The following is a 26,568-nucleotide window of genomic DNA, read 5'->3' on the forward strand; positions in this document are numbered from 1 at the left end:
CCCCTTGTTGGAGCGGGTTTCCCGGCTAAGCGGCCGGCACCGACAACACACCCCCCAAAGCCCGATCACCGCTGGCCCTCCCCCCTCCCAATGGCCTAGACTGCATTATTGCGTCAGTTCGCCCAAGGCCCTTGCATGTCCGACCCCCGCTATCAAATCGACGTCAGCGTCGTGACCCGCTACCTGAAAGAACAATCCGACCCCGAAAACAGTCGCTTCGCTTTCGCCTACACCATTACCGTGCAGAACAACGGCTCGCTCAGTGCCAAGTTGCTGTCGCGCCACTGGCTGATCACCAACGGTGACGGCGAGGTTGAGGAAGTACGCGGCGCCGGCGTGGTCGGCCAGCAACCCAACATCGACCCTGGTCAGAGCCACACTTACAGCAGTGGTGCCGTCATCAGCACCCGCGTTGGCACCATGCAGGGCAGCTACCAGATGTTCGCCGAAGACGGTAAGCGCTTCGACGCCGAGATTGCCCCCTTCCGGCTGGCAGTGCCCGGAGCGCTGCACTGATGGCCACCTACGCCGTCGGTGACCTGCAGGGCTGCCTGCAGCCACTCAAATGCCTGCTCGACCGCGTCAGTTTCAACCCCGCCGTCGACCGCCTGTGGCTGGTCGGCGACCTGGTCAACCGCGGCCCCGAGTCACTGGAAACCCTGCGCTTCCTGTACTCGATCCGTCATTCACTGGTCTGCGTGCTGGGCAACCATGACCTGCACCTGCTGGCCGCCTGGCACAACGTCGAGCGCCTCAAGAAAAGCGACACACTGCGCGAGATCATCGAAGCGCCGGACGCCGACCAGCTGTTCGACTGGCTGCGCCAGCAAAAGCTGCTGCATTACGACGAGCCTCGCGGCATCGCCCTGGTTCACGCCGGCATACCGCCACAATGGACCCTTGGCAAAGCCCTGGAGCTTGCCGCCGAGGTCGAGGAAGTGCTGCGTGACGACACTCGCCTGCAGCTGTACCTCGACGGCATGTATGGCAACGAGCCGAACAAGTGGAGCAAGAACCTCGCCGGCGTCGAACGCCTGCGGGTCATCACCAACTACTTCACCCGCATGCGCTTCTGCACGGCCGATGGCAAACTCGACCTCAAGAGCAAGGAAGGCCTGGGTAGCGCGCCCAAAGGCTACAAAGCCTGGTACGCGCACAAGGACCGCCGCTCACGCCACGTGAAGATCATCTTTGGCCATTGGGCCGCTCTGCAGGGTGAGGTCACCGAGCCCGACGTCATCGCCCTGGACACTGGCTGCGTATGGGGCGGCGCCATGACCCTGTACAACGTCGACAGCGGCGAATACCACCGCTGCGACTGCGCCGACGACGGCACCCTGCGCCAGCCGGCACAACCCACTACACTCAACGACCACACCTGAAGGAAGTAGTACCCATGAGCGAATTCAAGCGCATCCCTCCTGAGCAGGCCTTGGAGCTTCGCAAGAAAGAAGGTGCGGTCGTCGTCGACATTCGCGACCCACAGGCCTTCGCCGCCGGCCACATCACCGGCGCCCGGCACCTGGATAACCACTCGGTCGCCGATTTCATACGCAACGCCGACCTCGACGCGCCAACCCTGGTGGTCTGCTATCACGGCAATTCCAGCCAAAGTGCTGCCGCCTACCTGGTAGGCCAGGGTTTCTCCGACGTTTACAGCGTGGACGGCGGCTTCGAACTGTGGCGCGCGACCTACCCGGCCGAGACCGCCCAGGGCAACGCTGAATAATTTTTTATTTTCCCCTGCAGCCCGTGCCCCGCGCGGGCTTGCGGCTTATCTGACGAACGGTCGTTCGCAACTTCTGCCTTTCTCGCCCCTTTACCTTGCAGATAACCAACTACGCTTAAGCTCAGGCCATCCAAAAAGGGGAGAGCCGGTACACCGGCGTGCGGGTCATCGGTAGCGTTACAGGGTGTTCTGGGGGGTTTACAGCAATCGGCCAACCCGGTTGCATGCCAGCATCAGCTGACTGATCCGGCGTCGTCTCCACGTATCGAGCGAGGTGACGTCATGAGTATTTTTAGCCACTTCCAACAACGTTTCGAGTCTACGCGCCAGGAAGAACTCTCGCTGCAGGAGTACCTCGAGCTGTGTAAAGAGGATCGCAGTGCCTACGCATCGGCGGCCGAACGGCTGTTGCTGGCCATCGGTGAACCAGAGCTGATCGACACCTCTACCAACTCCAGGCTGTCGCGCATCTTCTCCAACAAGGTTATCCGCCGCTATCCGGCCTTTGCCGACTTCCATGGCATGGAAGAGTGCATCGACCAGATCGTGTCGTACTTCCGCCACGCCGCCCAAGGCCTGGAAGAGAAGAAACAGATCCTCTATCTGCTGGGCCCGGTAGGCGGCGGCAAGTCCTCGCTGGCGGAAAAACTCAAGCAGCTGATGGAAAAGGTGCCGTTCTACGCGATCAAGGGCTCGCCGGTATTCGAGTCACCTCTGGGCTTGTTCAATGCCACCGAAGATGGGGCCATTCTCGAGGAAGAGTTCGGCATCCCACGGCGCTACCTCAATACCATCATGTCGCCTTGGGCCACCAAGCGCCTGCAGGAGTTTGGCGGGGACATCTCCAAGTTCAAGGTGGTGAAGCTGTACCCGTCGATTCTTAACCAGATCGCCATTGCCAAGACCGAACCCGGCGATGAAAACAACCAGGACATCTCGGCCCTGGTCGGCAAGGTCGATATCCGCAAACTTGAGGAATACCCACAGAACGACGCCGATGCTTATAGCTACTCGGGCGCGCTGTGCCGGGCCAACCAAGGCCTGATGGAATTCGTCGAAATGTTCAAGGCGCCGATCAAGGTCCTGCACCCCTTGCTCACCGCCACCCAGGAAGGCAACTACAACAGTACTGAAGGCCTTGGGGCAATTCCCTATACCGGGATTCTGCTGGCGCACTCCAACGAATCGGAGTGGCACACCTTCCGTAACAACAAGAACAACGAAGCGTTCATCGACAGGATCTATATCGTCAAGGTGCCGTACTGCCTGCGGGTCAGCGATGAAATAAAGATCTACGACAAACTGCTGGTCAACAGCTCGCTGTCCAAGGCCCACTGTGCACCCGATACGCTCAAGATGCTGGCTCAGTTCACGGTGCTTTCCCGCCTGAAAGAACCAGAGAACTCCAATATCTATTCCAAGATGCGCGTTTACGACGGGGAAAACCTCAAGGATACCGATCCAAAGGCCAAGTCGATCCAGGAATACCGGGACTCTGCGGGTGTCGACGAAGGCATGAACGGCCTGTCGACGCGCTTCGCCTTCAAGATCCTGTCCAAGGTGTTCAACTTCGACCCACACGAAATTGCCGCCAACCCGGTGCACCTGCTGTATGTCCTCGAACAGCAGATCGAACAGGAACAATTCCCGGCTGAAGTGCGCGAACGCTATCTGCGCTACCTGAAGGAATACCTGGCACCGCGCTACATCGAGTTTATCGGCAAGGAAATCCAGACCGCCTACCTGGAGTCCTACAGCGAATACGGCCAGAACATCTTCGACCGCTACGTGTTGTATGCAGACTTCTGGATCCAGGATCAGGAATACCGCGACCCGGAAACCGGCGAAATTCTCAACCGCATTGCGCTCAACGAGGAACTGGAAAAGATCGAGAAACCGGCTGGCATCAGTAACCCGAAAGACTTCCGCAACGAGATCGTCAACTTCGTACTGCGCGCACGCGCTAACAACAATGGCAAGAATCCAAGCTGGCTGAGTTATGAAAAGCTGCGGGTCGTGATCGAGAAGAAAATGTTCTCCAACACCGAAGACCTGCTGCCGGTCATCAGCTTCAACGCCAAGGCCAGCAAAGAGGACCAGAAGAAACACAACGACTTCGTCACCCGGATGGTGGAGCGTGGCTATACCGACAAACAGGTGCGCCTGCTGTCGGAATGGTACCTGCGGGTCAGGAAATCGCAATAAAGCGGCAAGCTACGAGCCGCAAGCTGCAAGCTGCCTGGCGTTGGCATTGCTGCCCGCGTCACAGCTTGCAGCGGCGGTGGCTGCTCTTTCTTGCAGCTTGAAGCTTGTGGGTTGCAGCTGCATCCAGTCACCGGAGGGACCATGAGCTACGTTATAGACCGACGCCTGAACGGCAAGAACAAGAGCACGGTCAACCGCCAGCGCTTCCTGCGGCGGTACCGCGAACACATCAAGAAGGCCGTCGAAGAGGCGGTGAGCCGCCGTTCCATCATGGATATGGAACACGGCGAGCAGATCAGTATTCCCGGGCGCGACATCGACGAACCCGTCTTGCATCATGGTCGCGGGGGCAAACAGACCATCGTGCATCCTGGCAACAAAGAGTTCACTGCCGGTGAACACATCCCACGGCCGCAAGGCGGTGGAGGCGGTGGCGGTCGCGGCAAGGCCGGCAATTCCGGCGAGGGCATGGACGAGTTCGTCTTCCAGATCACCCAGGAAGAATTTCTCGAATTCATGTTCGAAGACCTTGAGCTACCCAACCTGGTCAAACGTCACCTGACTGGCGCCGATACCTTCAAGACTGTTCGCGCCGGCATCGCCAACGAAGGCAACCCGTCACGCATCAACATCGTGCGCACCCTGCGCTCGGCCCATGCCCGGCGTATCGCCCTGACCGGCAGCAGCCGCGCCCTGCTGCGCGAAGCACAAAAGGAACTCGATCGCCTGCGGGTCGAAGAGCCAGACAATTTCACCGATATCCAGGAAGTCGAACAGGAAATCGAGCGCCTGAAGGCACGTATCAACCGCCTGCCCTTCCTCGACACCTTCGACCTCAAGTACAACCTGCTGGTCAAGCAACCCAACCCCAGCTCGAAGGCAGTGATGTTCTGCCTGATGGACGTATCTGGCTCGATGACCCAGGCCACCAAGGACATCGCAAAGCGCTTCTTCATCCTGCTGTACCTGTTCCTCAAGCGTAACTACGAGCGCATCGAAGTCGTGTTCATTCGCCACCACACCAGTGCCCGGGAAGTCGATGAAGAAGAGTTCTTCTACTCGCGGGAAACCGGCGGCACCATCGTCTCCAGTGCCCTCAAGCTGATGCAGGAGATCATGGCCGAGCGCTACCCGGCCAGCGACTGGAACATCTATGCCGCGCAGGCTTCTGATGGCGACAACTGGAACGACGACTCGCCCATCTGCCGCGACATCCTTTCCAAACAGATCATGCCGCATGTGCAGTACTACACTTACGTTGAGATCACCCCCCGTGAACACCAGGCGCTGTGGTATGAATACGAGCGTATCGGAGATGCTTTCCCCGACACGTTCGCCCAGCAGCAGTTGGTATCGGCCGGCGATATCTACCCGGTCTTCCGTGAACTCTTCCAGCGCAGGTTAGCCACATGACCGCCAGAGCACAGAGACGCCAACCCATTTCCACTGGGTCCGAGTGGACGTTCGAGCTGATCCAGACCTACGACCGGGAAATCAGCCGCCTGGCCGAGCGTTACGCCCTGGACACCTACCCCAACCAGATCGAGGTCATCACTGCCGAACAGATGATGGACGCCTACGCCTCGGTCGGCATGCCGCTGGGCTACCACCACTGGTCCTACGGCAAGCAGTTCCTCAGTACGGAAAAGTCCTACAGCCGCGGCCAGATGGGCCTGGCCTACGAGATCGTGATCAACTCCGACCCTTGTATCGCCTACCTGATGGAAGAAAACACCATGTGCATGCAGGCACTGGTGATTGCGCACGCGTGCTACGGCCATAACAGTTTTTTCAAAGGCAATTACCTGTTCCGTACCTGGACTGACGCCAGTTCGATCATCGACTATCTGGTGTTCGCCAAGCAGTACATCGCCCAGTGCGAAGAGCGCCACGGTATCGATGCTGTGGAGGACTTGATCGACTCCTGCCATGCCCTGATGAACTACGGTGTCGACCGCTACAAGCGGCCTTACCCTATTTCTGCCGAAGAAGAGCGGCGCCGGCAACAGGAGCGCGAAGAGCACCTTCAGCGTCAGATCAACGACCTTTGGCGAACAATTCCGAAAAACGCCGAAAAGGGCAACGACCGCGATGAGGGGCGCTTCCCCGCCGAACCCCAGGAAAACATCCTGTATTTCATCGAGAAGAACGCCCCGCTGCTTGAACCCTGGCAGCGTGAGGTGGTGCGCATCGTGCGCAAGATCGCCCAGTACTTCTACCCGCAACGCCAGACCCAGGTCATGAACGAAGGCTGGGCAACCTTCTGGCACTACACCCTGATGAACGACCTGTACGACGAGGGGCTGATAACCGAAGGCTTCATGATGGAGTTCTTGCAGTCGCACACCAGTGTGGTGTTCCAGCCCGGCTTCGACAGCCCGTACTACAGCGGCATCAACCCCTATGCGCTGGGCTTTGCGATGTACACCGACATCCGCCGCATGTGCGAAAACCCCACCGAGGAAGATCGCCACTGGTTCCCCGACATTGCCGGCAGTGACTGGCTTTCTACCATCAAGTTCGCCATGAGCAGCTTCAAGGACGAGAGCTTCATCCTGCAGTACCTGTCGCCCAAGGTGATGCGCGACCTCAAGCTGTTCAGCATCCTCGATGACGACCAGCGCGACGATCTGCTGGTGCCCGCCATCCATGATGAGGCCGGCTACCGGGTGATTCGGGAGCAGCTGGCAGCGCAGTACAACCTGGGCAACCGTGAACCGAACGTACAGATCTGGAGCGTCGACCGCCGCGGAGACCGCTCGCTGACCCTGCGACACCAGCAACACAACCGCAAACCGCTGGGCGACTCGACCGACGAAGTGCTCAAGCACCTGCATCGCCTGTGGGGCTTCGATATCCACCTGGAGACCGTGCAAGGCGAGCAAGTGATGAGTACTCACCACATGCCGCCGCGCGGCGAGCATAGCGAAAGCGCCGATTACGGTCGCATGGACCTGGCCGTTATCCACCACCTCTGATGCAACCCCATGACCGCCGACGGGTTATCCTGTCGGCAGTTATGGAGAGCTGCACATGCACATCTACAAAGTTGGCGGCGCCGTGCGCGACCGCCTGCTCGGCCGCCCTGTCAGCGATATCGACTGGCTGGTGGTGGGCGCCACCGTCGAAGAAATGCTCGCCAAGGGCTATCGGCCGGTGGGTGCCGATTTCCCGGTGTTCCTGCACCCGAAAACCGGCGAGGAATACGCCCTGGCGCGCACCGAGCGCAAGAGTGGGCGAGGCTACGGCGGGTTCACCTTTCACGCCAGCCCCGACGTAACCCTGGAAGAGGACCTGATCCGTCGCGACCTCACCATCAATGCGATGGCCGAGGATGAGGCGGGCACGGTCTACGACCCCTACCAAGGCAGGAACGATCTGGATCAACGCCTGCTACGCCATGTTTCCCCGGCATTCGCCGAAGATCCTTTGCGCGTGCTGCGTGTTGCACGCTTTGCTGCCCGTTACGCACCACTGGGGTTCCGGGTTGCCGATGAAACCTTGGCGCTGATGCGCCAGATCAGTGCCTCGGGCGAACTGCAGGCACTCACTGCCGAGCGCAGCTGGAAGGAAATCGAGCGCGCGCTGATGGAAGTGCAACCGCAGGTGTTCTTCAAGGTGCTGAGCGCGTGCGGGGCCCTGCAGGAGCTGCTGCCAGAGCTCGATGACAGCTCCCGGACATTGGCGGCGCTGGAGCAGGCAGCGGTGCACGCACAACCGCTGCACGTGCGCTGGGCCTGCCTGTTGCGGGGGTTGGCACCGACATCGATCAAAGCCGTCAACCAGCGCCTGAAGGCACCGCGTGAGTGCCAGGAACTGGCCATGCTGACAGGGGAATGCCTGGCGCAGGGCAATCAGGCGCTCGAACTGCCTGCCACGGCACTGCTGGAGCTGTTGCAGAAGTTCGATGTGTACCGACGGCCGCAGCGATTTGAGGATTTTTTGGTCGTTTGCGAGATGGCGGCGCGGGGCGATGGCGAGCAGGGTTACCCACAGGCCGATTACCTGCGAGGCGCAGCAGCGGCGGCGAGAGCGGTGGATGTGAAGCCGTTGGTGCAAGCCGGGCTGACGGGGCAGGCACTGGGCGAAGCACTCAAAGGTGAACGGCTGAAAGCGCTCGAAGCTTACCAGCGCGGTTAGACCTACCGGCCTCTTCGCGGGTAAACCCGCCCCTACAGGGGCACACATCGAGGGTTGGGCACAGCCCGTTGTAGGAGCGGGTTTACCCGCGAAAGGGCCGGACCTGCGGGCCAATTTCCGCCCGCGGTTCACCGTCGCAGCCGCCACCGTATTCGCGGGTAAACCCGCTCCTACAGGGGGCACACATCAGAGGTTGGTCTCAGCCCGTTGTAGATACAGGCTTAAGCGGGCGTCAACTGCAACCCGCGCCACTCAAAGGCGACCGGGGCCAGTACCTGATCGATCTGCGCTTCCTGCCACAGCTGCGCCATGCGCTTGCCCACCCCCGGATGCACCAGGTCGGGTGCCAGCAACGACAGCGGCCACAGCACAAAAGCGTTCTTCAGGATCTCGGCACGGGGCAGTACCAGCCCATCGAAGGTACCGTGCAAATCGTCATACATCAGCACGTCGATATCCAGCGGCAACCCTTTGCGGTCCGGGGCATAGCGGCCATTGTCGGCCTCGATGAACTTCAGCCGGCGGTCCAGCTCGATCAACGGCAACGCGGTTTGCCCGGTCACCACGAAGTTGATGAACGGCCCGCTCTTGATGCCCACCGCCTGGCTTTCGAATGCCGGCGAACAGCGCATGTCGGTCAGGATGCCAGCCAACGCATCGAGCCCGGCGCACAAATGCGCCTCACGGTCGATATTGCTGCCCAGGCCCAGGTAAACCGTGCTCAAAGACATCCGCGCTCGATCTCCACGCCTACACCACCACGGGCCGCGGGCACCGCGCCCGGCTTGGTCAGCTTCAAGCGCACCCAAGGGATGTGGAACTCGTCCATCAGGGTGGCCACCAGTCGCTCGGCAAATGTTTCAACCAGCTCGAAACGGGCCTGTTCGGCAAACGCCTGGATGCGCGCCGACACACTGGCGTAATCCAGCGCCAGGCTCAGGTCGTCTCCGGCGGCGGCCGGGCGGTTGTCCCAGGCAAAGCTCAGGTCCAGGCGCAAGCACTGGCGAATATCCCGCTCCCAGTCATAGGCACCGATAACGGTATCGACTTCCAGGCCTTCGATGAACACTCTGTCCAAGCACTTCTCTCCACAGCACGACAAGGGCGACTGGCGCCGTTAGAATCAGGGCGTCCTCGCCCGGAATAGTTAGCATGTTTTGGTTACTGGCGTTGCTCGCCTACCTGCTCGGCTCGCTGTCCTTCGCCATTGTTCTCAGCCGCCTCTCGGGCAGCCCGGACCCGCGTTCCAGCGGCTCAGGCAATGCCGGCGCCACCAACATGCTACGCCTGGCAGGCCGTAAACTGGCGATCCTGACCCTGCTTGGCGACCTGTGCAAGGGCCTTTTGCCGGTACTGCTCGCCCGCGTTGCCGGGCTGGACCTGCACGCGCAGGCCTGGGTCGGCATATGCGCGGTGCTGGGCCACCTGTTCCCCCTGTACTTCCGTTTCAAGGGCGGCAAGGGCGTGGCGACGGCTGCCGGCATGCTCATGGGCCTGTATTTCCCGGCCGCGCTGCTGGCCATCGGCGCCTGGCTGCTGACCTTCTACCTCACGCGTACCAGCTCACTGGCCGCACTGATTGCCACGCCACTCACCTTGCCATTGCTGGCCTGGCGCGAGCCCGAAGCCCTGCTGCCGATCAGCGTACTGACTGTGATGATCGTGTGGCGCCACCGCAACAACCTGCGCGACTTGTTTGCAGGGCGCGAACGGCACTTCTGAACCTTCGACGCGCTGCCTTACAGCGGCGGCAACTGTTCCATCGGCCAGCGTGCCTGCACGCTGATCGCCAGGTCTTGCTGCTGCCCGGCCAGCAGGCGTTGGCAACCGGCGTAGGCGATCATCGCACCATTGTCGGTACAGAATTGCGGGCGCGCGTAGTACACGTTGCCCTTGATGCTACCGAGCATGTCCTCCAGGGACGCGCGCAGGGCCTTGTTGGCACTCACGCCACCCGCGATGACCAGCCGCTTGAGGCCGGTCTGCTTGAGCGCCCGCTTGCACTTGATGGTCAAAGTCTCCACCACCGCCTGCTGGAATGCCAGGGACAGGTCGCAACGGGTTTGCTCACTGTCGTCGCCAGCATTCTTGCATTGCTGCCAAGTGTTCAGGGCGAAGGTCTTGAGGCCACTGAAGCTGAATTCCAGGCCTGGCCGATCGGTCATTGGCCGCGGGAAGACGAAGCGCCCGGCCACACCTTGTTCGGCCAGACGCGCAATTTCCGGACCGCCTGGGTAATTGAGGCCGATCAGCTTGGCAGTCTTGTCGAACGCTTCACCGGCAGCATCGTCCAGGCTCTCACCCAACAGTTCGTACTGACCGATGCCATCGACCCGAACCAGCTGGGTATGGCCACCGGAAACCAACAAAGCGACGAACGGAAACGCTGGCGGGTTTTCTTCCAGCATGGGCGCCAGCAGGTGACCCTCCATGTGGTGCACACCGATCGCCGGGATGTCCCAGGAAAAGGCCAGCGCCTGGGCGCAGGAAGCGCCCACCAGCAAGGCGCCGACCAGGCCGGGGCCCGCGGTGTAGGCGATGGCGTCGATTTCGGTGGCAACGCAGCCTGCCTCGTCCAGCACCTGGCGGATGAGCGGCAGCATTCGCTTGACGTGATCACGCGAGGCAAGCTCGGGCACCACGCCGCCGAAGACGCGGTGCAGGTCGATCTGGCTGAACAGTGCGTCGGCCAACAAACCGCGTTCACTGTCGTATAATGCGACGCCGGTTTCGTCGCAGGATGTTTCCAATCCCAGTACTAGCATGGGCTCGTCCCTTGTGGGGGCTGAATTCGAAGCCGCGCATGATAGTCCCCGTGTCGGGTGCCGACCAGCGGTTTTCGATCAGAGGCTTTGCATTCCGGCTTGCTAAGGGTTAACATCCGCAACCCTTGAAAACCGACGTTCTCCAGCACACCTTTGTTTTGCCAGGAGCACGTCTACCCCGGTAATGAATTAAGGTAGCCCTGGATGCCAGCCGTCAAAGTTAAAGAGAACGAACCCTTCGACGTAGCTCTGCGTCGTTTCAAGCGCTCCTGCGAAAAAGCCGGTGTACTGGCTGAAGTTCGTAGCCGCGAGTTTTACGAGAAGCCGACCGCAGAGCGTAAGCGCAAAGCAGCTGCTGCTGTTAAGCGTCACGCCAAGAAAGTTCAGCGCGAACAGCGCCGCGCCGTTCGTCTGTACTAATACAGACGTTCAACGCAAAGCTTCTGCCCTGCCCGGCTAACCCCCGGGCGATGGCAGTGGTCGTTTCAAACTTGAGCAGCTAGCTCAAGGCCCTGCACAAGCTTCATGCGAACTGCATCATGGGCAACCTGCCTGAAACGTCAGAGCTGGTCCTCCTTGCTGTATGACCAGGCGTGCACGTCCGACTGACGAGCCCTTAGGGGCTGGCGACGAGCACACATTCCCTCGCACTTCCCCAAGCAGCACTCGCCCCCTTCGGCGCGTGAGCGATTAGACTTGCCAGTTGCCAGATAACGAGACTGCCATGGCCGGGCTGATTCCCCAGAGTTTCATTGACGACCTGATCAACCGCCTCGACATCGTCGACGTGGTGAGTTCGCGCGTCCAGCTGAAAAAAACCGGCAAGAACTACTCGGCCTGCTGCCCGTTCCACAAAGAAAAAACCCCGTCCTTCACGGTCAGCCCAGACAAGCAGTTCTACTACTGCTTCGGCTGTGGCGCCGGAGGCAACGCCTTGGGCTTTGTCATGGACCACGACAACCTGGACTTCCCCCAGGCCGTCGAGGAACTGGCACGCGCCGCTGGCATGGAAGTCCCCCGCGAGCAAGGCCGCCGTGACCAGAAGCCGCGCCAGCCCACTGACTCGCCACTGTACCCGCTACTGGACGCCGCCTCGGAGTTTTACCGCCAGGCCCTGCGCAGCCACCCGTCACGCAAGGCAGCGGTGGACTACCTCAAGGGCCGCGGCCTGTCCGGGGAAATTGCCCGCGACTTCGGCCTGGGCTTTGCCCCGCCCGGCTGGGACAACCTGCTCAAGCACCTGGGTGCCGACACCCTGCAGCAGAAGGTGATGATCGATGCCGGCCTGCTGATCGAGAACGCCGAGAGCGGCAAGCGCTACGACCGCTTCCGCGACCGGGTGATGTTCCCGATACGTGACAGCCGCGGGCGCATCATCGCCTTCGGTGGCCGGGTGCTCGGCGACGACAAGCCCAAGTACCTGAACTCCCCGGAAACCCCGGTGTTCCACAAGGGACAGGAGCTGTACGGGCTGTACGAGGCGCGCAAGCACAACCGCAACCTCGACGAGATCATCGTCGTCGAGGGCTACATGGACGTCATTGCCCTGGCCCAGCAAGGCCTGCGCAATGCCGTGGCCACCCTTGGCACCGCCACCAGCGAAGAGCACCTCAAGCGCCTGTTCCGCGTGGTGCCCAGCGTGCTGTTCTGTTTTGACGGCGACCAGGCTGGGCGCAAGGCGGCCTGGCGCGCACTGGAATCGACATTGTCGAACCTGCAGGACGGCCGTCGCGCGCGCTTCCTGTTCCTGCCCGAAGGCGAAGACCCCGACAGCCTGGTGCGTGCCGAAGGTACCGACGCCTTCATGGCCCGTATCAACCAGCACGCCCAACCGCTGGCCGACTACTTCTTCGAGCAACTTGGCGTCGAAGCCGACCCGCGCTCACTGGAAGGCAAGGCGCATATGGCGACCTTGGCCGCACCGTTGATCGAAAAGATCCCCGGCGCCAACCTGCGTCAGCTGATGCGCAACCGCCTGAAGGAAATCACCGGCCTCGACCCGCAGCAGGTCGAGCAGCTGGCGCAACAAGCGCCGGCGACCAGCAGCATGCCGGACTACGACCCTGGCTACGACTACGACGCCATGGCCAGCTACACCCCCGACTACGGCGACATGCCACAGCACGACTATGCCCCCGTTCATCAGGAGCAGGCATGGAAGCCCAACAAGGGTGGTAGCAAGAAGCCGTGGAGTGACAAACCCTGGGACAAGAACCGCAAGAGCGGCAAGCCCTGGCAGCAACGCGACGAAGCACCTCCCCGCGTGCCAGCACCGGTCGAGCCGCCCACCCTGGCCGCGCTGCGCACCCTGCTGCACCACCCACTGCTGGCAGGCAAGGTGGAGGATGCCAGCCACTTCGCCGACGAAGAACACCTGTACAGCCAGCTGCTGGTGGCGCTGATCGAAGCCGCGCAGAAAAATCCTGGGCTAAGCTCAATGCAGTTGATCGCACGTTGGCATGGCACCGAACAGGGCCGCCTGCTGCGAGCCCTGGCGGAAAAGGAATGGCTTATCGTGGCCGACAACCTTGAACAACAGTTTTTCGACACTATAACTAGCTTGTCCGCCCGCCAACGCGAGCGCAGCCTGGAACAACTGCTCAGGAAATCACGTCAAAGCGAATTGACCAGCGAGGAAAAAACCCAGCTCCTCGCCCTGCTGAGCCGAAATGTTCCCGCACAAACGCCGACCTCATCTGGCGCGTGAGGCCCATGCTCGGGTATAATCCTCGGCTTGTTTTTTGCCCGCCAAGACCTTCAGTGGATAGGGTGTTATGTCCGGAAAAGCGCAACAGCAGTCTCGTATCAAAGAGTTGATCACCCGCGGTCGTGAGCAGGGCTACCTGACTTACGCGGAGGTCAACGACCACCTGCCTGAGGATATTTCAGATCCGGAACAGGTGGAAGACATCATCCGCATGATCAACGACATGGGGATCAACGTATTCGAGAGTGCTCCGGATGCGGATGCCCTTCTGTTGGCGGAAGCCGACACCGATGAAGCCGCGGCCGAAGAAGCCGCTGCTGCATTGGCGGCAGTTGAAACCGATATCGGCCGCACGACCGACCCGGTGCGCATGTATATGCGCGAAATGGGTACTGTCGAGCTGCTGACCCGCGAAGGCGAGATCGAAATCGCCAAGCGTATCGAGGAAGGCATTCGTGAAGTCATGGGCGCTATCGCCCACTTCCCGGGCACTGTCGACTACATTCTCGGCGAATATGATCGCGTCACCACCGAGGGTGGCCGCCTGTCGGACGTTCTCAGCGGTTACATCGACCCTGACGACAACATTGCCGCGCCAACCGAAGAAGTGCCGATCCCAGGCGCCAAGGCCGCTGCGGCGAAGGAAGAGTCCGACGACGACGAAGAAGAATCCGAAAGCGGTGACGACGAGGAAGAGGCCGAGAGCGGCCCGGACCCGGTAGTCGCAGCCCAACGCTTCGGTGCGGTATCCGATCAGCTTCAGGCGACCTCCAAGGTCCTGAAGAAAAATGGTCGTAACCACAAGGAAAGCATCGAGGCCCTGCAGGCCCTGGCTGACCTGTTCATGCCGATCAAGCTGGTACCGAAGCAGTTCGAGGTACTGGTCGAGCGTGTACGTGATGCCCTGAACCGTCTGCGGCAGCAAGAACGCGCCATCATGCAGCTCTGCGTACGTGACGCCCGCATGCCGCGAGCCGACTTCCTGCGCATGTTCCCAAGCAACGAAACCGACCAGACCTGGAGCGGTGACCTGGCCAAGCGCAACACCAAGTGGGCTGCCGCCCTGGGTGAAAAGAACGCTGCCATCGTCGCTTGCCAACAGAAGCTGATCGACCTTGAGACCGAAACCGGCCTGACCGTTGCCGAGATCAAGGAAATCAACCGTCGCATGTCGATCGGTGAAGCCAAGGCCCGCCGCGCCAAGAAAGAAATGGTCGAGGCGAACCTGCGTCTGGTGATTTCCATCGCCAAGAAGTACACCAACCGTGGCCTGCAGTTCCTCGACCTGATCCAGGAAGGCAACATCGGTCTGATGAAAGCGGTGGACAAGTTCGAATACCGTCGCGGCTACAAGTTCTCGACCTATGCCACCTGGTGGATCCGTCAGGCGATCACCCGTTCGATCGCCGACCAGGCACGCACCATCCGGATTCCGGTGCACATGATCGAGACGATCAACAAGCTCAACCGTATTTCCCGCCAAATGCTGCAGGAAATGGGTCGCGAACCGACTCCGGAAGAGCTGGGCGAGCGCATGGAAATGCCTGAGGACAAAATCCGCAAGGTACTGAAGATCGCCAAAGAGCCGATCTCCATGGAAACCCCGATCGGTGACGACGAAGATTCGCACCTGGGCGACTTCATCGAGGACTCGACCATGCAGTCCCCGATCGACGTAGCCACGGTCGAAAGCCTCAAGGAAGCCACCCGTGACGTGCTCTCGGGCCTGACCGCACGTGAAGCCAAGGTGCTGCGCATGCGTTTCGGTATCGACATGAACACCGACCACACCCTTGAAGAGGTGGGCAAGCAGTTTGACGTAACGCGTGAGCGGATCCGTCAGATCGAAGCGAAGGCGTTGCGCAAGCTGCGCCACCCGACTCGCAGCGAGCACCTGCGCTCCTTCCTCGACGAGTGATGACAAAACCCCGGCCCAGGCCGGGGTTTTTCTTTAGTGGCCCGAGACATAAAGCCCGCCTTCCGTTGCACACCTGCAGCAATGCCCGTCTACACTCGACTGCAGACCACCTGAGTGCGAGGCTGCCATGTCCTTGAAGCCGGCCATTCTGTTGCTGATCCTGATTTTGTGGAACACAACGGCCGGCGCCCTGACCCTGACAGATGAGGAGAACGCCTGGCTGGCTGCCCACCCGCAGCTGAAACTGGGTGTAGACGCCTCTTGGCCACCGTTCGAGTTTCGCGACCAGGAGGGCCGGTACCAGGGATTGGCCGCCGACTACATCGCCATGATCCAGCAGCGCCTGGGCGTAACGTTCAAACCGGTCGAACCCAGCAGCTGGACCGAGGTGCTGGCGCAGGCGCGGGAAAGCCGTATCGACCTGCTGCCCGGCATCATGTCCACCCCCGAACGCCAAGGCTTCCTGGCTTTCACTCGCCCGTACCTCGACTTCCCCATTGTCATCCTCGCGCACAAAGGCGGCGCGCAACCGCGCAAGCTGGCTGACCTGTACGGCCTGAAAGTTGCCGTGGTCGAGAACTACGCCCCGCACGAGTTGCTGCGTACCCACCACCCGGACCTCAACCTGGTTGCCCTGCCAAACGTCAGCTCCACGCTGCAAGCCCTGGCTACCGACCAAGTGGATGCCGTGGTCGGCGACCTCGCTTCCAGTATCTGGAGCCTGCGCCAACTCAAGCTCGACGGCCTCTACGTCAGCGGCGAAACGCCCTACCGCTACCAGTTGGCGATGGCCGTTCCCCGCGACAAGAGCGTGCTGGTCGGCATTCTCGACAAAGTGATGGCCGACATGAGCAGCAGCGAAATCAGCCAGATCCAGCAGCACTGGGTGGGCAATGTGGTCGACCAGCGAATGTTCTGGTCCGACCTGCTGGTGTATGGCCTGCCAACGGTGCTGTTGCTGATGGCTGTGCTGGCAGTGGTCATTCGCATCAACCGCCGGCTCAGCTCGGAAATTTCCCGGCGCATCGCCCTTGAGCAAGAACTGCGCAGCAGCGAGTACCACTACCGCGGCCTGGTCGAGAGCCTGTCAGCCATCGCCTGGGAAGCCGATGCCAACGACTTCACCTACAGCTACGTTTCACCCCATGCCGAAGATCTGCTCGGCTACCCATTGAGTGACTGGCTCAGGCCCGGTTTCTGGCGCAGTATCCTGCACCCGGAGGACGCGCTCTGGGCCCAGGCCTACTGCGACAGCGAGACCGCAGCGGGGCGCGACCACAGCCTGGACTACCGGGTGATCCGGGCTGACGGTCAGCCCCTTTGGATACGCAACATCGTCAGTATGATCGAGCACGGCCACCAGCCAGTGATGCGCGGGCTGATGATCGACATCAGCGAAACCAAGCGCACGGAGGATGCCCTGCGTCTGTCCGAACAGAAGTTCGCCTCGGTATTCCAGCAGTGCCCCGATATCTTGCTGATCGCTCGCCACAGCGATGGCTGCCTGCTGGAGGTGAACGAGGCTTTCGAAGAGCAGATCGGACTGCCCCCAGACCAGGTCATAGGCCGCACTGCCACCGACCTTGACCTGTGGGGCGTAGAGGGCAGTGGCCCGCTCCTGCTTCAAAGGTTGCACCAAGGGGGTATCCGTAACCTGGAAATGAGCTTCCGCCGCAGCAACGGCCAACTGTTCACCGGCCTGACTTCGGCTGAAACCTTCGAACTGGACGGCACACCCGCGCTGGTAGTGGCGGTACGCGACATCAGCCAGCTCAAGGAGACCCAGCAGCAGCTGCAAACTTCTGAAGAAAAGTTCGCAAAGGCCTTCCACGCTTCGCCCGACGGCCTGCTGCTGTCGCGCCAGAGCGACGGTTTGCTGCTGGAGGTGAACGAAGGCTTCTGCCGCCTCACCGGCTACGACCTCAACCCAACCATTGACCAGACCTCGCTGGACCTGGGTATCTGGGTCGACCTCAACGAGCGCAAACGCCTGGTCGACCAGCTCAACCGTGACGGCTTCGTGCGCGACTTCACCTGCCATATCCGCCGCAGCGACGGGCAGATCCGACTGTGCGAGCTGTCCGCCCGGCCCCTGCCGATTACCGGCGTCGACTGCATGCTGACCATCGCCCGCGACATCACCGAGCGTCACCTGATGCAAGAAAAACTGCAGCTGGCCGCCACGGTGTTCGAGAACACTGCCGAAGGGGTGCTGATTACCGACATTGACCAGCGCATCAGTGCCGTCAACCGCGCCTTCAGCGAGATCACCGGCTACAGCGAGATCGAGGCCCTCGGCCAGACCCCGCGCCTGCTCGCCTCTGGCCAGCACGACAGCGCTTTCTATCTGGCCATGTGGCACCAGCTTACCGCCGAGGGCCACTGGCAGGGCGAAATCTACAACAAGCGCAAGAACGGCGAACTTTACCCAAGCTGGCTGACCATCAGCGCCGTGCGCAACAGCGACCGCGAGATCACCCACTTCGTGGCGGTTTTTGCAGACATCTCCAGCATCAAGCATGCCCAGGCCAAACTCGACTATCAGGCCCACCACGACCCGCTGACCGGCCTGCCCAATCGCACCTTGTTCGAAAACCGGCTGCAGGGCGTACTCACCTGCGCGCAGGTGTCCAACCGCCAAGGCGCAGTGCTGTTCCTGGACCTCGACCGCTTCAAGCACATCAACGACAGCCTTGGCCACCCGGTCGGCGACCTGCTGCTCAAGGGCATCGCCCAGCGCCTGAAAGAGCAGGTACGCGATGTTGACACCGTAGCCCGCCTGGGTGGCGACGAATTCATCATTCTGCTGCCCGGCTTGCACAAGCCCAGTGACGCCAGCACTATCGCCAACAAACTACTGGCCTGCTTCAACGCACCGTTCCAGGCCGGCGAGCATGAGTTTTTCACCAGCGCCAGCATCGGCATCAGTCTTTACCCACAGGATGGCACTGACGTCTCCACACTGATCCGCAACGCCGACGCCGCCATGTACCGCTCCAAAGCCAAAGGCCGCAACCGCGTCGAAGCCTACACCCGCGACCTCACCGCCCAGGCCAGCGAGCGCATCGCCCTGGAGCATGAGCTGCGCCGGGCCGTCGAACGCAACGAAATGAGCCTGTGCTTCCAGCCCAAGCTCAGCCTGAAGACCCAGAGCCTGGTGGGTGCCGAAGCGCTGATCCGCTGGAGCCACCCGACCTTTGGTGAGGTACCGCCGGAACACTTCATCCACTTGGCGGAAGAAAATGGCACCATCCTGCAGCTCGGCGACTGGGTACTGGAGCAAGCCTGCCGGCAGATGCAGGCCTGGAAGCAGCACTACGAACCCTTCGGCCCGCTGTCGATCAACCTTGCCGGCGCCCAGCTGCGCCACCCACACCTGGCACGGCGCATCGAACAACTGCTCAAGCACTACCAGCTGAGGGCCGGTGACCTGCAGCTGGAAATCACCGAGAACTTCATCATGAGCCAGGCAGAGGAGGCCTTGGCCGTGCTGTACCAACTGAAAAAACTGGGTGTACAGCTAGCCATCGACGACTTTGGCACCGGCTATTCCTCGCTGAGCTACCTGAAGCGCCTGCCGCTGGACATCCTCAAGATCGACAAGTCGTTCATCCGCGGCCTGCCCGACGATCCACACGACGCCGCCATTGCCCGGGCGATCATTGCCCTGGGCCGCAGCATGCAGTTGACCATCATTGCCGAAGGCGTGGAGAACCAGGCCCAGCAACGTTTTCTGGCAGCCGAGGGCTGCGAGCAGATCCAGGGCTACATCGTCAGCCTCCCGCTACCGCCAGAGGAATTCGCGGCCGCGTTTCTTCGCATAGCACTATCGGATCTTTCAGATGGCACAGGTGCGAAACCCTCGTTATAATCCGCCCACTTACTGAGGGCCTATAGCTCAGTTGGTTAGAGCAGAGGACTCATAATCCTTTGGTCCACGGTTCGAGTCCGTGTGGGCCCACCAGCTTAGAAGCCGCGCACTGCGCGGCTTTTTCATGCCCGCAAGAAATAAATGTTCGGGGCGTGTACATCCAGCGCAGCGGCGCCGAGCGCATGACCTTGGAAGTGGCGCTGAAACACCATCTCAGCGAAATCAGCCCCACCAAGAAGCCGATCACCCAGCACGCCGATAATCGCGGAAAGGTGCCCTATCGATACTTCAAGCCAAACACCCTAGCTTGAGGATCAGACAATGAGCCGAATATGCTCGCTAATCGGCTCACAAATGAGCAAGCCTATGAATGACCTGGGCCTGCCCCGTGACAACGGACGCCAAGAAGCTGGCTACAGAGCCAACTGCCTCAAGCCTTTTGCGTATTCGTTCGGCGTGCTCATCACTGGCGCGGCGCCTGGGGATAAACGAAGAAGGCCGCACCACTGCACGATCCAGTCCATCGGGCGAGGCCATCAACCATGGGCAACCCCATAAGAACCCTCCCAGCCTGCTCCACCACCCCCTCTGCCAACGTCCGCAAATGTACCGCTGTTGGTTAATCCCCTCCCGGACGCATCTCGACCTGCCGTGGGTTGTAGAAGGTCATGCCAGGCGGAATATCCCGCGTAACCAACGACATCGCGCCAATCACCACGTCATCGCCAATGTCGATGCGATCAGCAACGATGCAACTGTTGGCGCCCATGCTCACGTTGTCACCAATGCGCAGTGCGTACTTCTGCAACCCCAGGGTCTTGATGCCGATCGAGCAGTTCTGCCGGATGAAGAAATTGCGCCCGATGCTGACGTACCGGGTAATCACCACCCCCGGCAGGTGCGCGATGCGCAGGCCGGGGGCAATCTGGGCGCCGATGTCGATGTCCACCCCATACTTGAGGTTGAGCCGCTGTTGCATGCGCCGGGCGTGACGCCGGGCAAGGCCGCCGCGGGCGTCGAGGTACTGGGCCAGGCGATAGGCGAAGAGGAAACGCAGTTTGTTGTCCTTGCGTGCGCGGCGCAGCACGTTGAACAGCAGGCTGATCGGGCGTCCGGGCCTTTTCTTGTTGGAGACTTCCAGTCGCCAGCATTCGAGCAGGTGGTCGAGGTTCACGCTGAGGTTCCCGTTGAACTAGCACTTCATCATGCCGAATTAATGCCGAAGACGCAGCCTTCGGACATGCGCGGCCGTTCTAACCCAAAGTGCCAAGCCGACGCCGTCAACGGTGATCGACTGTACCTGGCCTTGCCCTGATTGGCACAGGCTGGCTAGGCTAGCGGGCCAACCGTAGAGACTCGCCATGTCGGACTCCCGCTCCATTACGCTGGATGAAATCGATCGCCAGCTGATCGCCCTGCTGCAGATCAACGCCCGCGAAAGCGTCGCCACCCTCGCCCGCCAGTTGGGCATCGCCCGCACGACCGTCAATTCGCGCCTGGAGCGGCTGGAGAAAAACAAGGTTATCTCCGGCTATGGCGTACGCCTTGGCCAGAGTGTGATAGGCGGCGGGTTGCAGGCGTATGTCGGGATCAAGGTGCAGCCACGCTCCGGCAAGGACGTGGTGCGGCGCCTGAGTGCCATGGGCCAGGTGCAGCAGCTGTGTGCGGTAAGCGGCGAATTCGACTATGTGGCCTGGCTGCGTACGGACTCGCCCGAGCAGCTGGATCAGTTGCTCGACCAGATTGGCAGTGTCGACGGGGTGGAGAAAACCACCACGTCGATCATTCTCAGCAGCAAGGTGGACCGTGGACAGCCGCTTTGAACGGACTGGCGCTCGGGTGGGGTTAGCGGGCGTGGGTCAGTTCTAGATTTCGCGGCAGGAGCCGGTTGTAGGAGCGGGTTTACCCGCGAATAGGGCAGAGAATCTACCGACGCATTCGCGGGTGAACCCGCTCCTACAAAGGGCCAAGGTGTTTTTTGAACTACCTCGACCGCCTGCCTCGTCTTAATGAACATAAGCTTAATCATTACGACGAAACTAACTACATTCAGACAACACTCTGCACCTTAATAACGAACACCTCACTCCCTAAAATGACAGCCGGGCATCTCCTATACTCAGGCTCCGCTCCTCGCGCAGCCTCTCTGGCAAGGTCATTTCATGAAAAAGAAGAACCGCCACCCCGCCGACGGCAAGAAGCCGATCACCATTTTCGGCCCGGACTTCCCTTTTGCTTTCGACGACTGGCTGGAACACCCGGCAGGCCTGGGCAGCATTCCGGCTGAGCGCCATGGGGAAGAGGTGGCCATTGTCGGTGCCGGTATCGCCGGCCTGGTAGCGGCCTACGAGCTGATGAAGCTGGGCCTCAAGCCGGTGGTGTACGAGGCTTCCAAGCTGGGCGGCCGGCTGCGCTCGCAAGCCTTCAATGGCACTGACGGGATCGTTGCCGAGCTGGGTGGCATGCGCTTCCCGGTGTCGTCCACCGCCTTCTACCACTACGTCGACAAGCTGGGCCTGGAAACCAAGCCCTTCCCCAACCCGCTGACCCCGGCTTCGGGCAGCACGGTGATCGACCTGGAAGGCCAGACCTACTACGCCGAGAAGCCCACCGACCTGCCACAACTGTTTCATGAGGTAGCCGACGCCTGGGCCGATGCGCTGGAGAGCGGTGCGCAGTTCGCCGATATCCAGCAGGCCATCCGCGACCGTGATGTACCGCGCCTGAAGGAACTTTGGAACAAGCTGGTGCCGCTGTGGGACGACCGCACCTTCTATGACTTCGTCGCCACCTCGCGCTCTTTTGCCAAGCTGAGCTTCCAGCACCGCGAAGTGTTCGGCCAGGTCGGTTTCGGCACCGGCGGTTGGGACTCGGACTTCCCCAACTCGATGCTGGAAATCTTCCGCGTGGTGATGACCAACTGCGACGACCACCAGCACCTGGTGGTCGGGGGCGTGGAACAAGTGCCACAAGGCATCTGGCGCCACGTACCGGAACGCTGCGTGCATTGGCCAGAGGGCACCAGCCTGAGCACGCTGCATGGCGGCGCACCGCGTACCGGTGTCAAGCGCATTGCCCGCGCCGCCGATGGCCGCTTGGCGGTCACCGACAACTGGGGCGATACCCGCCACTACAGCGCAGTACTCGCCACCTGCCAGACCTGGTTGCTGACCACCCAGATCGACTGCGAAGAATCGCTGTTCTCGCAAAAGATGTGGATGGCCCTGGACCGTACCCGCTACATGCAGTCGTCGAAAACCTTCGTCATGGTCGACCGCCCGTTCTGGAAGGACAAGGACCCGGAAACCGGCCGTGACCTGCTGAGCATGACCCTCACCGATCGCCTCACCCGCGGCACTTACCTGTTCGACAACGGCAACGACAAGCCCGGGGTGATCTGCCTGTCATACTCGTGGATGAGCGACGCGCTGAAAATGCTGCCGCACCCGGTGGAGAAACGCGTACAACTGGCCCTGGATGCGCTGAAGAAGATCTACCCGAAGACCGATATCGCCGGCCACATCATCGGCGACCCGATCACGGTTTCCTGGGAGGCCGACCCGTACTTCCTCGGCGCCTTCAAAGGCGCGCTTCCGGGCCATTACCGCTACAACCAGCGCATGTACGCGCACTTCATGCAGCAGGACATGCCGGCGGAGCAGCGCGGTATCTTCATTGCCGGTGACGACGTGTCATGGACCCCCGCCTGGGTTGAAGGCGCGGTGCAGACGTCGCTGAATGCAGTGTGGGGTATCATGAACCACTTTGGTGGCCACACCCACCCCGACAACCCGGGCCCGGGCGATGTGTTCAACGAAATCGGCCCGATCGCCCTGGCGGATTGAGACAAGGAGGCACCATGCGCATCGCTCTGTACCAGGGCGCACCCAAGCCACTGGATGTGCCCGGCAACCTGCAACGGCTGCGCCACCAGGCGCAGCTGGCAGCCGAACGCGGCGCACAGTTGCTGGTGTGCCCGGAGATGTTCCTGACCGGCTACAACATCGGCCTGGCCCAGGTCGAGCGCCTGGCCGAGGCCGCCGATGGCCCGGCAGCCATGACCGTGGTAGAGATCGCCCAGGCGCACCGCATCGCCATTGTCTATGGCTACCCGGAGCGCGGCGACGACGGGGCGATCTACAACAGCGTGCAGTTGATCGATGCGCATGGTCGCAGCCTGAGCAATTACCGCAAGACGCACCTGTTCGGTGAACTGGACCGCTCGATGTTCAGCCCAGGTGCCGACCACTTCCCGGTGGTGGAACTGGAAGGCTGGAAGGTTGGCCTGCTGATCTGCTACGACATCGAGTTCCCGGAGAACGCCCGACGCCTGGCGCTGGATGGCGCCGAGCTGATCCTGGTGCCGACGGCGAACATGACGCCGTACGACTTTACCTGCCAGGTGACCGTGAGAGCGCGGGCACAGGAAAACCAGTGCTACCTGGTATATGCCAACTACTGCGGTGCGGAAGACGAGATCGAGTATTGCGGGCAGAGCAGCATCATCGGCCCGGATGGCAGCTTGCTGGCCATGGCCGGGCGGGATGAGTGCCAGTTGTTGGCAGAGCTTGAACATGAGCGGGTGGTGCAGGGGCGCACGGCGTTTCCCTACCTGACCGATTTGCGCCAGGAGCTGCACCTGCGTAAAGGCTGACAAGGGCCGCTATGCGGCCCATTCGCGGGCACGCCCGCTCCCACGGGGTCTGCGCTGCCTTTCATACCGGCGCCCTACCCGCGAAAAGGCCGGGCCTACGAACAAATCGGTTAGCATGGAAAGCAGCCACCGGAGCCCCCATGCCTGACGCCATCCGCCAACTCACCCTCGCCAACGGCTTGCAATTGACCCTGCGCCACGCCCCGCGCCTCAAGCGCTCGGCCGCCGCACTGCGGGTGCACGCGGGCAGCCACGACGCGCCTGCCAAATGGCCCGGTCTGGCGCACTTCCTCGAACACCTGTTCTTCCTCGGTACCCCGCGCTTCCCGCTGGAAGACGGCCTGATGCGCTACGTGCAAGCCCTGGGCGGCCAGGTCAACGCCAGCACCCGGGAACGCGCCACCGACTTTTTCTTCGAGGTGCCCCCCAACACGCTCGGTGGCGGTCTCGAGCGCCTGTGCCAAATGCTGGCAGAACCGGATCTGGGCATCGAACGCCAACGCCGTGAACGCGAAGTGATCCATGCCGAATTCATCGCCTGGTCGCGCAATCCATCGGCCCAACAGCAGTTCGCCTTGCTGCAGTCAGTGTCAGCCAAGCATCCACTGGGCGCTTTTCATGCTGGCAATCGATACACCCTGGCCTTGCACGATGCGGCCTTCCAGCAAGCGCTTGCGGGCTTTCATCAACGCTTCTACCAAGGCGGCCAGATCTGCCTGAGCCTTTGCGGTCCGCAGCCGCTGGATGAACTTGAACGCCTTGCCCGGCAGCAGGCCGAACTGTTCGCCGCAGGTGAGCGCGTGCCGCAAGTGCTGCCGCCGCCACTGCCAGCAATGGCTAGCGCTTTGACCTTCACGCACCAAAGCCTCCCCAGCGGTGCCGAGCACGCCCTGGAACTGCTGATCGCTTACCTGGAGGACAGCCGCCCAGGTACCTGGCTGGGCGCGCTTCGCGAGCGTGGCTGGCTACAACGTTTCACGGCCGAAAGGTTGTATGCGTTCGCCGGTCAGCTGCTGTGGCACCTTGACCTGAAGCTCAGTGCCGACGCTTGCCCGGACGAAGCCAGCGCCCTGCTGCAAGGTTGGTTCAGGTTCATCCGCCAGGCCGACCGCGAACAGTTGAACCACCAATTCGGCCTGTTGCAGCACAGCCGTGCGCACAGTGCCAGCGCGCTCGAGCTGGCCCGCCGGGACAGCACAGGCCAGCCGTTCGCCAAGCTGGATGCCCAAGGGTTGCAGGCGCTTGGCGCCCTGCTGGAAAGCCTGCCAGGTGGCGACCATGGCGATTGGCAGCTTTTACCAGTCGACCCATTGCTGAAGGCTGACCTGCCCCATGCCAAGGCGCAGCCGCTGCCGGCAGCGCTGAAGATCAGTGACCAGCTCCCGCCGGCGCGCCAATACGCTGCGCTGTACCTGCGCTGGTATGTACCTTCGCCTTTGCGCCAGCAGCTACAGCGTGTGCTGGAACTGGCACTGGCACCACTGCAGGAACGCTGTGACCGCGCCTGCGTGCAACTGCAGTACAGCAGCGCCGGAGAATACTGGCAGTTGCGCTGCGCCGGCCTGCCAGCAGCAGTGCTGCGGGCAGTGGAACAAGCCTTGGCCTTGATGCTCAAGCCACCTGCCCGTTGCTGGCTGCCCGACACGGCGCAGCCCCCGGCCCTGATCCCCATCAGGGCACTGCTCAAGCAACTGCCAGACGCGGTACGGGGTAGCCTGCCCGCAGCGGTGCCTGCCTGCACGCTGACCCAGCAGCAGCTCGACAGCCTGTGGCTGCACACCGAGTGGCATGGCATGGCTGCAGGTTTCGAGGATACCGCGCTAAACGCCTTGGGCGCCGCGCTGTTGCAGTGCCCTGGGCAAGGCTCGCGGCCGGGGCCCCTGCCATCATGGGCCAACCACCGCTGGCAGCATGCCCACGTGCAAGGCAGCGAACATGCCCTGCTGCTCTTCTGCCCGTTGCCGGCGGCAAAAGAGGCCGCAGGCCGCCTGTTAGCCCAATTGCTGCAAGGGCCGGTTTACCAGCGCCTGCGGGTAGACTTGCAACTCGGCTACGCGGTGTTCAGCGCCTTTCGTCAGGTCGAGGGGGTCGGTGGGCTGCTGTTCGGTGTGCAGTCCCCCAACACCGGTCAGGCACAGGTGCTCGACCACTTGCTCAGCCTGCTGCGCCATGGCGTCACCCTTGACCCGGCCGCTCGCCAGGCGTTGGCCGGGCAATTCGACGAACCCGCCATGGCCAATGCCGATGTCGCCGAATGGGCGTGGCAGACACACTTGGGCACACAAGCCGATAGGCTGGATGTACTGCGCAGGTCTATCCTGACTACGCGGCAGACGGATCTGGACCACCTGCTGAGCGACCTGCTCGACTCAGGTTCCGCTTGGCTATGTTTGGCCAACGCTGCCGCGCCAGACACTTCCTGGCAGGGTGAAAATCGCTGATTATTACGCGAACTGCAACGGCGCTTCTCGAATAATTAACCTTCCGGTTCAAATTTTTCTTGTAAGATAGCGCAATCCCGTTTTCACGGAACTGCCAACGCATGGCGGTACCCAAGTAGTAGCTGAACAACCCAACCC

At 61.5% G+C, this 26,568-nt stretch carries 21 protein-coding genes and 1 tRNA gene; 18 read left to right on the plus strand and 4 right to left on the minus strand.

Annotation, left to right across the window (positions count from 1 at the left end):
- Window positions 1–135: 135 nt before the first annotated feature.
- The 7 genes from apaG (at window position 136) to AC3WLP_RS17285 (ending at window position 8,074) form a co-directional block, all read left to right on the plus strand.
- Window positions 136–516, plus strand: coding sequence for a Co2+/Mg2+ efflux protein ApaG (gene apaG, locus AC3WLP_RS17255; RefSeq protein ID WP_003255559.1), 381 nt, complete (start codon window positions 136–138; stop codon window positions 514–516).
- On the plus strand, window positions 516–1,382 hold the full coding sequence (locus AC3WLP_RS17260; RefSeq protein ID WP_004576191.1) for a symmetrical bis(5'-nucleosyl)-tetraphosphatase: 867 nt from the start codon (window positions 516–518) through the stop codon (window positions 1,380–1,382). Before apaG ends, AC3WLP_RS17260 begins: the two co-directional genes overlap by 1 nt.
- A 14-nt stretch (window positions 1,383–1,396) precedes the next feature.
- A complete protein-coding gene (glpE, locus tag AC3WLP_RS17265) occupies window positions 1,397–1,729 on the plus strand; it encodes a thiosulfate sulfurtransferase GlpE (protein WP_010951742.1) in 333 nt (110 codons plus the stop codon).
- Window positions 1,730–2,011: 282 nt separating this feature from the next.
- Window positions 2,012–3,934: a PrkA family serine protein kinase gene (locus tag AC3WLP_RS17270; RefSeq protein ID WP_003255563.1), complete on the plus strand. Its 1,923-nt coding sequence runs from the start codon at window positions 2,012–2,014 to the stop codon at window positions 3,932–3,934.
- A gap of 141 nt (window positions 3,935–4,075) precedes the next feature.
- The gene (locus tag AC3WLP_RS17275; protein ID WP_003255564.1) at window positions 4,076–5,347 is read left to right on the plus strand and encodes a YeaH/YhbH family protein; all 1,272 of its coding nucleotides are present in this window, start codon (window positions 4,076–4,078) and stop codon (window positions 5,345–5,347) included.
- The gene (locus tag AC3WLP_RS17280) at window positions 5,344–6,912 is read left to right on the plus strand and encodes a SpoVR family protein (RefSeq protein ID WP_003255566.1); all 1,569 of its coding nucleotides are present in this window, start codon (window positions 5,344–5,346) and stop codon (window positions 6,910–6,912) included. The genes AC3WLP_RS17275 and AC3WLP_RS17280 overlap by 4 nt, the downstream gene beginning before the upstream one ends.
- 55 nt (window positions 6,913–6,967) lie before the next feature.
- Window positions 6,968–8,074 (plus strand): multifunctional CCA addition/repair protein, encoded by a 1,107-nt coding sequence (locus AC3WLP_RS17285; RefSeq protein ID WP_088513521.1) that lies wholly within the window; start codon window positions 6,968–6,970, stop codon window positions 8,072–8,074.
- A gap of 221 nt (window positions 8,075–8,295) precedes the next feature.
- Here the strand turns inward: AC3WLP_RS17285 and folK are convergent, their stop codons facing one another.
- A complete protein-coding gene (gene folK, locus AC3WLP_RS17290) occupies window positions 8,296–8,805 on the minus strand; it encodes a 2-amino-4-hydroxy-6-hydroxymethyldihydropteridine diphosphokinase (protein WP_003255569.1) in 510 nt (169 codons plus the stop codon).
- Window positions 8,796–9,152, minus strand: a complete 357-nt coding sequence (gene folB / locus AC3WLP_RS17295) for a dihydroneopterin aldolase (protein WP_003255570.1) — start codon at window positions 9,150–9,152, stop codon at window positions 8,796–8,798. The genes folK and folB overlap by 10 nt, the downstream gene beginning before the upstream one ends.
- A gap of 74 nt (window positions 9,153–9,226) precedes the next feature.
- On the opposite strand from folB, the gene plsY reads away from it, so the two are divergent.
- Entirely contained in the window at window positions 9,227–9,796 is a 570-nt protein-coding gene (gene plsY / locus AC3WLP_RS17300) for a glycerol-3-phosphate 1-O-acyltransferase PlsY (RefSeq protein WP_004576187.1), read from the plus strand.
- Between the two features lie 17 nt (window positions 9,797–9,813).
- Here plsY and tsaD read toward each other — a convergent pair whose 3' ends face one another.
- Window positions 9,814–10,839: a tRNA (adenosine(37)-N6)-threonylcarbamoyltransferase complex transferase subunit TsaD gene (gene tsaD, locus AC3WLP_RS17305; protein ID WP_088513522.1), complete on the minus strand. Its 1,026-nt coding sequence runs from the start codon at window positions 10,837–10,839 to the stop codon at window positions 9,814–9,816.
- Between the two features lie 204 nt (window positions 10,840–11,043).
- Between tsaD and rpsU the strand changes: the two genes are divergently transcribed.
- The 6 genes from rpsU (at window position 11,044) to AC3WLP_RS17335 (ending at window position 19,646) form a co-directional block, all read left to right on the plus strand.
- Window positions 11,044–11,259 (plus strand): 30S ribosomal protein S21, encoded by a 216-nt coding sequence (rpsU, locus tag AC3WLP_RS17310; protein ID WP_003255575.1) that lies wholly within the window; start codon window positions 11,044–11,046, stop codon window positions 11,257–11,259.
- 304 nt (window positions 11,260–11,563) lie between these two features.
- The gene (gene dnaG, locus AC3WLP_RS17315) at window positions 11,564–13,546 is read left to right on the plus strand and encodes a DNA primase (protein ID WP_088513523.1); all 1,983 of its coding nucleotides are present in this window, start codon (window positions 11,564–11,566) and stop codon (window positions 13,544–13,546) included.
- Window positions 13,547–13,613: 67 nt separating this feature from the next.
- Entirely contained in the window at window positions 13,614–15,464 is a 1,851-nt protein-coding gene (gene rpoD / locus AC3WLP_RS17320; protein ID WP_003255578.1) for an RNA polymerase sigma factor RpoD, read from the plus strand.
- Between the two features lie 127 nt (window positions 15,465–15,591).
- On the plus strand, window positions 15,592–19,335 hold the full coding sequence (locus tag AC3WLP_RS17325) for a bifunctional diguanylate cyclase/phosphodiesterase (RefSeq protein WP_011953300.1): 3,744 nt from the start codon (window positions 15,592–15,594) through the stop codon (window positions 19,333–19,335).
- 16 nt (window positions 19,336–19,351) lie between these two features.
- Window positions 19,352–19,428: transfer RNA gene (locus tag AC3WLP_RS17330), tRNA-Ile, on the plus strand.
- A 59-nt stretch (window positions 19,429–19,487) separates the two neighbouring features.
- Window positions 19,488–19,646 (plus strand): hypothetical protein, encoded by a 159-nt coding sequence (locus tag AC3WLP_RS17335; RefSeq protein ID WP_004576185.1) that lies wholly within the window; start codon window positions 19,488–19,490, stop codon window positions 19,644–19,646.
- Between the two features lie 308 nt (window positions 19,647–19,954).
- Here the strand turns inward: AC3WLP_RS17335 and AC3WLP_RS17340 are convergent, their stop codons facing one another.
- Complete coding sequence (locus tag AC3WLP_RS17340) at window positions 19,955–20,509, minus strand: serine acetyltransferase (RefSeq protein WP_088513524.1); 555 nt, start codon at window positions 20,507–20,509, stop codon at window positions 19,955–19,957.
- Between the two features lie 187 nt (window positions 20,510–20,696).
- On the opposite strand from AC3WLP_RS17340, the gene AC3WLP_RS17345 reads away from it, so the two are divergent.
- The 4 genes from AC3WLP_RS17345 (at window position 20,697) to pqqF (ending at window position 26,430) form a co-directional block, all read left to right on the plus strand.
- Window positions 20,697–21,158: an Lrp/AsnC family transcriptional regulator gene (locus AC3WLP_RS17345; RefSeq protein WP_003255583.1), complete on the plus strand. Its 462-nt coding sequence runs from the start codon at window positions 20,697–20,699 to the stop codon at window positions 21,156–21,158.
- A 339-nt stretch (window positions 21,159–21,497) separates the two neighbouring features.
- Window positions 21,498–23,180, plus strand: a complete 1,683-nt coding sequence (locus tag AC3WLP_RS17350) for a flavin monoamine oxidase family protein (RefSeq protein ID WP_088513525.1) — start codon at window positions 21,498–21,500, stop codon at window positions 23,178–23,180.
- A gap of 14 nt (window positions 23,181–23,194) precedes the next feature.
- Complete coding sequence (locus tag AC3WLP_RS17355; RefSeq protein ID WP_003255587.1) at window positions 23,195–23,989, plus strand: carbon-nitrogen hydrolase family protein; 795 nt, start codon at window positions 23,195–23,197, stop codon at window positions 23,987–23,989.
- Window positions 23,990–24,129: 140 nt separating this feature from the next.
- Window positions 24,130–26,430: a pyrroloquinoline quinone biosynthesis protein PqqF gene (pqqF, locus tag AC3WLP_RS17360; RefSeq protein ID WP_088513526.1), complete on the plus strand. Its 2,301-nt coding sequence runs from the start codon at window positions 24,130–24,132 to the stop codon at window positions 26,428–26,430.
- The last annotated feature ends 138 nt before the right edge of the window (window positions 26,431–26,568 follow it).

The organism is Pseudomonas sp. FW305-E2 (assembly GCF_058782925.1).

Bases quoted from the DNA above. Each gene is read 5' to 3' on its own strand.
- apaG (WP_003255559.1), top strand. From the start codon at position 136: ATGTCCGACCCCCGCTATCAAATCGACGTCAGCGTCGTGACCCGCTAC.
- AC3WLP_RS17260 (WP_004576191.1), top strand. From the start codon at position 516: ATGGCCACCTACGCCGTCGGTGACCTGCAGGGCTGCCTGCAGCCACTC.
- glpE (WP_010951742.1), top strand. From the start codon at position 1,397: ATGAGCGAATTCAAGCGCATCCCTCCTGAGCAGGCCTTGGAGCTTCGC.
- AC3WLP_RS17270 (WP_003255563.1), top strand. From the start codon at position 2,012: ATGAGTATTTTTAGCCACTTCCAACAACGTTTCGAGTCTACGCGCCAG.
- AC3WLP_RS17275 (WP_003255564.1), top strand. From the start codon at position 4,076: ATGAGCTACGTTATAGACCGACGCCTGAACGGCAAGAACAAGAGCACG.
- AC3WLP_RS17280 (WP_003255566.1), top strand. From the start codon at position 5,344: ATGACCGCCAGAGCACAGAGACGCCAACCCATTTCCACTGGGTCCGAG.
- AC3WLP_RS17285 (WP_088513521.1), top strand. From the start codon at position 6,968: ATGCACATCTACAAAGTTGGCGGCGCCGTGCGCGACCGCCTGCTCGGC.
- folK (WP_003255569.1), bottom strand. From the start codon at position 8,805: ATGTCTTTGAGCACGGTTTACCTGGGCCTGGGCAGCAATATCGACCGT.
- plsY (WP_004576187.1), top strand. From the start codon at position 9,227: ATGTTTTGGTTACTGGCGTTGCTCGCCTACCTGCTCGGCTCGCTGTCC.
- tsaD (WP_088513522.1), bottom strand. From the start codon at position 10,839: ATGCTAGTACTGGGATTGGAAACATCCTGCGACGAAACCGGCGTCGCA.
- rpsU (WP_003255575.1), top strand. From the start codon at position 11,044: ATGCCAGCCGTCAAAGTTAAAGAGAACGAACCCTTCGACGTAGCTCTG.
- dnaG (WP_088513523.1), top strand. From the start codon at position 11,564: ATGGCCGGGCTGATTCCCCAGAGTTTCATTGACGACCTGATCAACCGC.
- rpoD (WP_003255578.1), top strand. From the start codon at position 13,614: ATGTCCGGAAAAGCGCAACAGCAGTCTCGTATCAAAGAGTTGATCACC.
- AC3WLP_RS17325 (WP_011953300.1), top strand. From the start codon at position 15,592: ATGTCCTTGAAGCCGGCCATTCTGTTGCTGATCCTGATTTTGTGGAAC.
- AC3WLP_RS17345 (WP_003255583.1), top strand. From the start codon at position 20,697: ATGTCGGACTCCCGCTCCATTACGCTGGATGAAATCGATCGCCAGCTG.
- AC3WLP_RS17350 (WP_088513525.1), top strand. From the start codon at position 21,498: ATGAAAAAGAAGAACCGCCACCCCGCCGACGGCAAGAAGCCGATCACC.
- AC3WLP_RS17355 (WP_003255587.1), top strand. From the start codon at position 23,195: ATGCGCATCGCTCTGTACCAGGGCGCACCCAAGCCACTGGATGTGCCC.
- pqqF (WP_088513526.1), top strand. From the start codon at position 24,130: ATGCCTGACGCCATCCGCCAACTCACCCTCGCCAACGGCTTGCAATTG.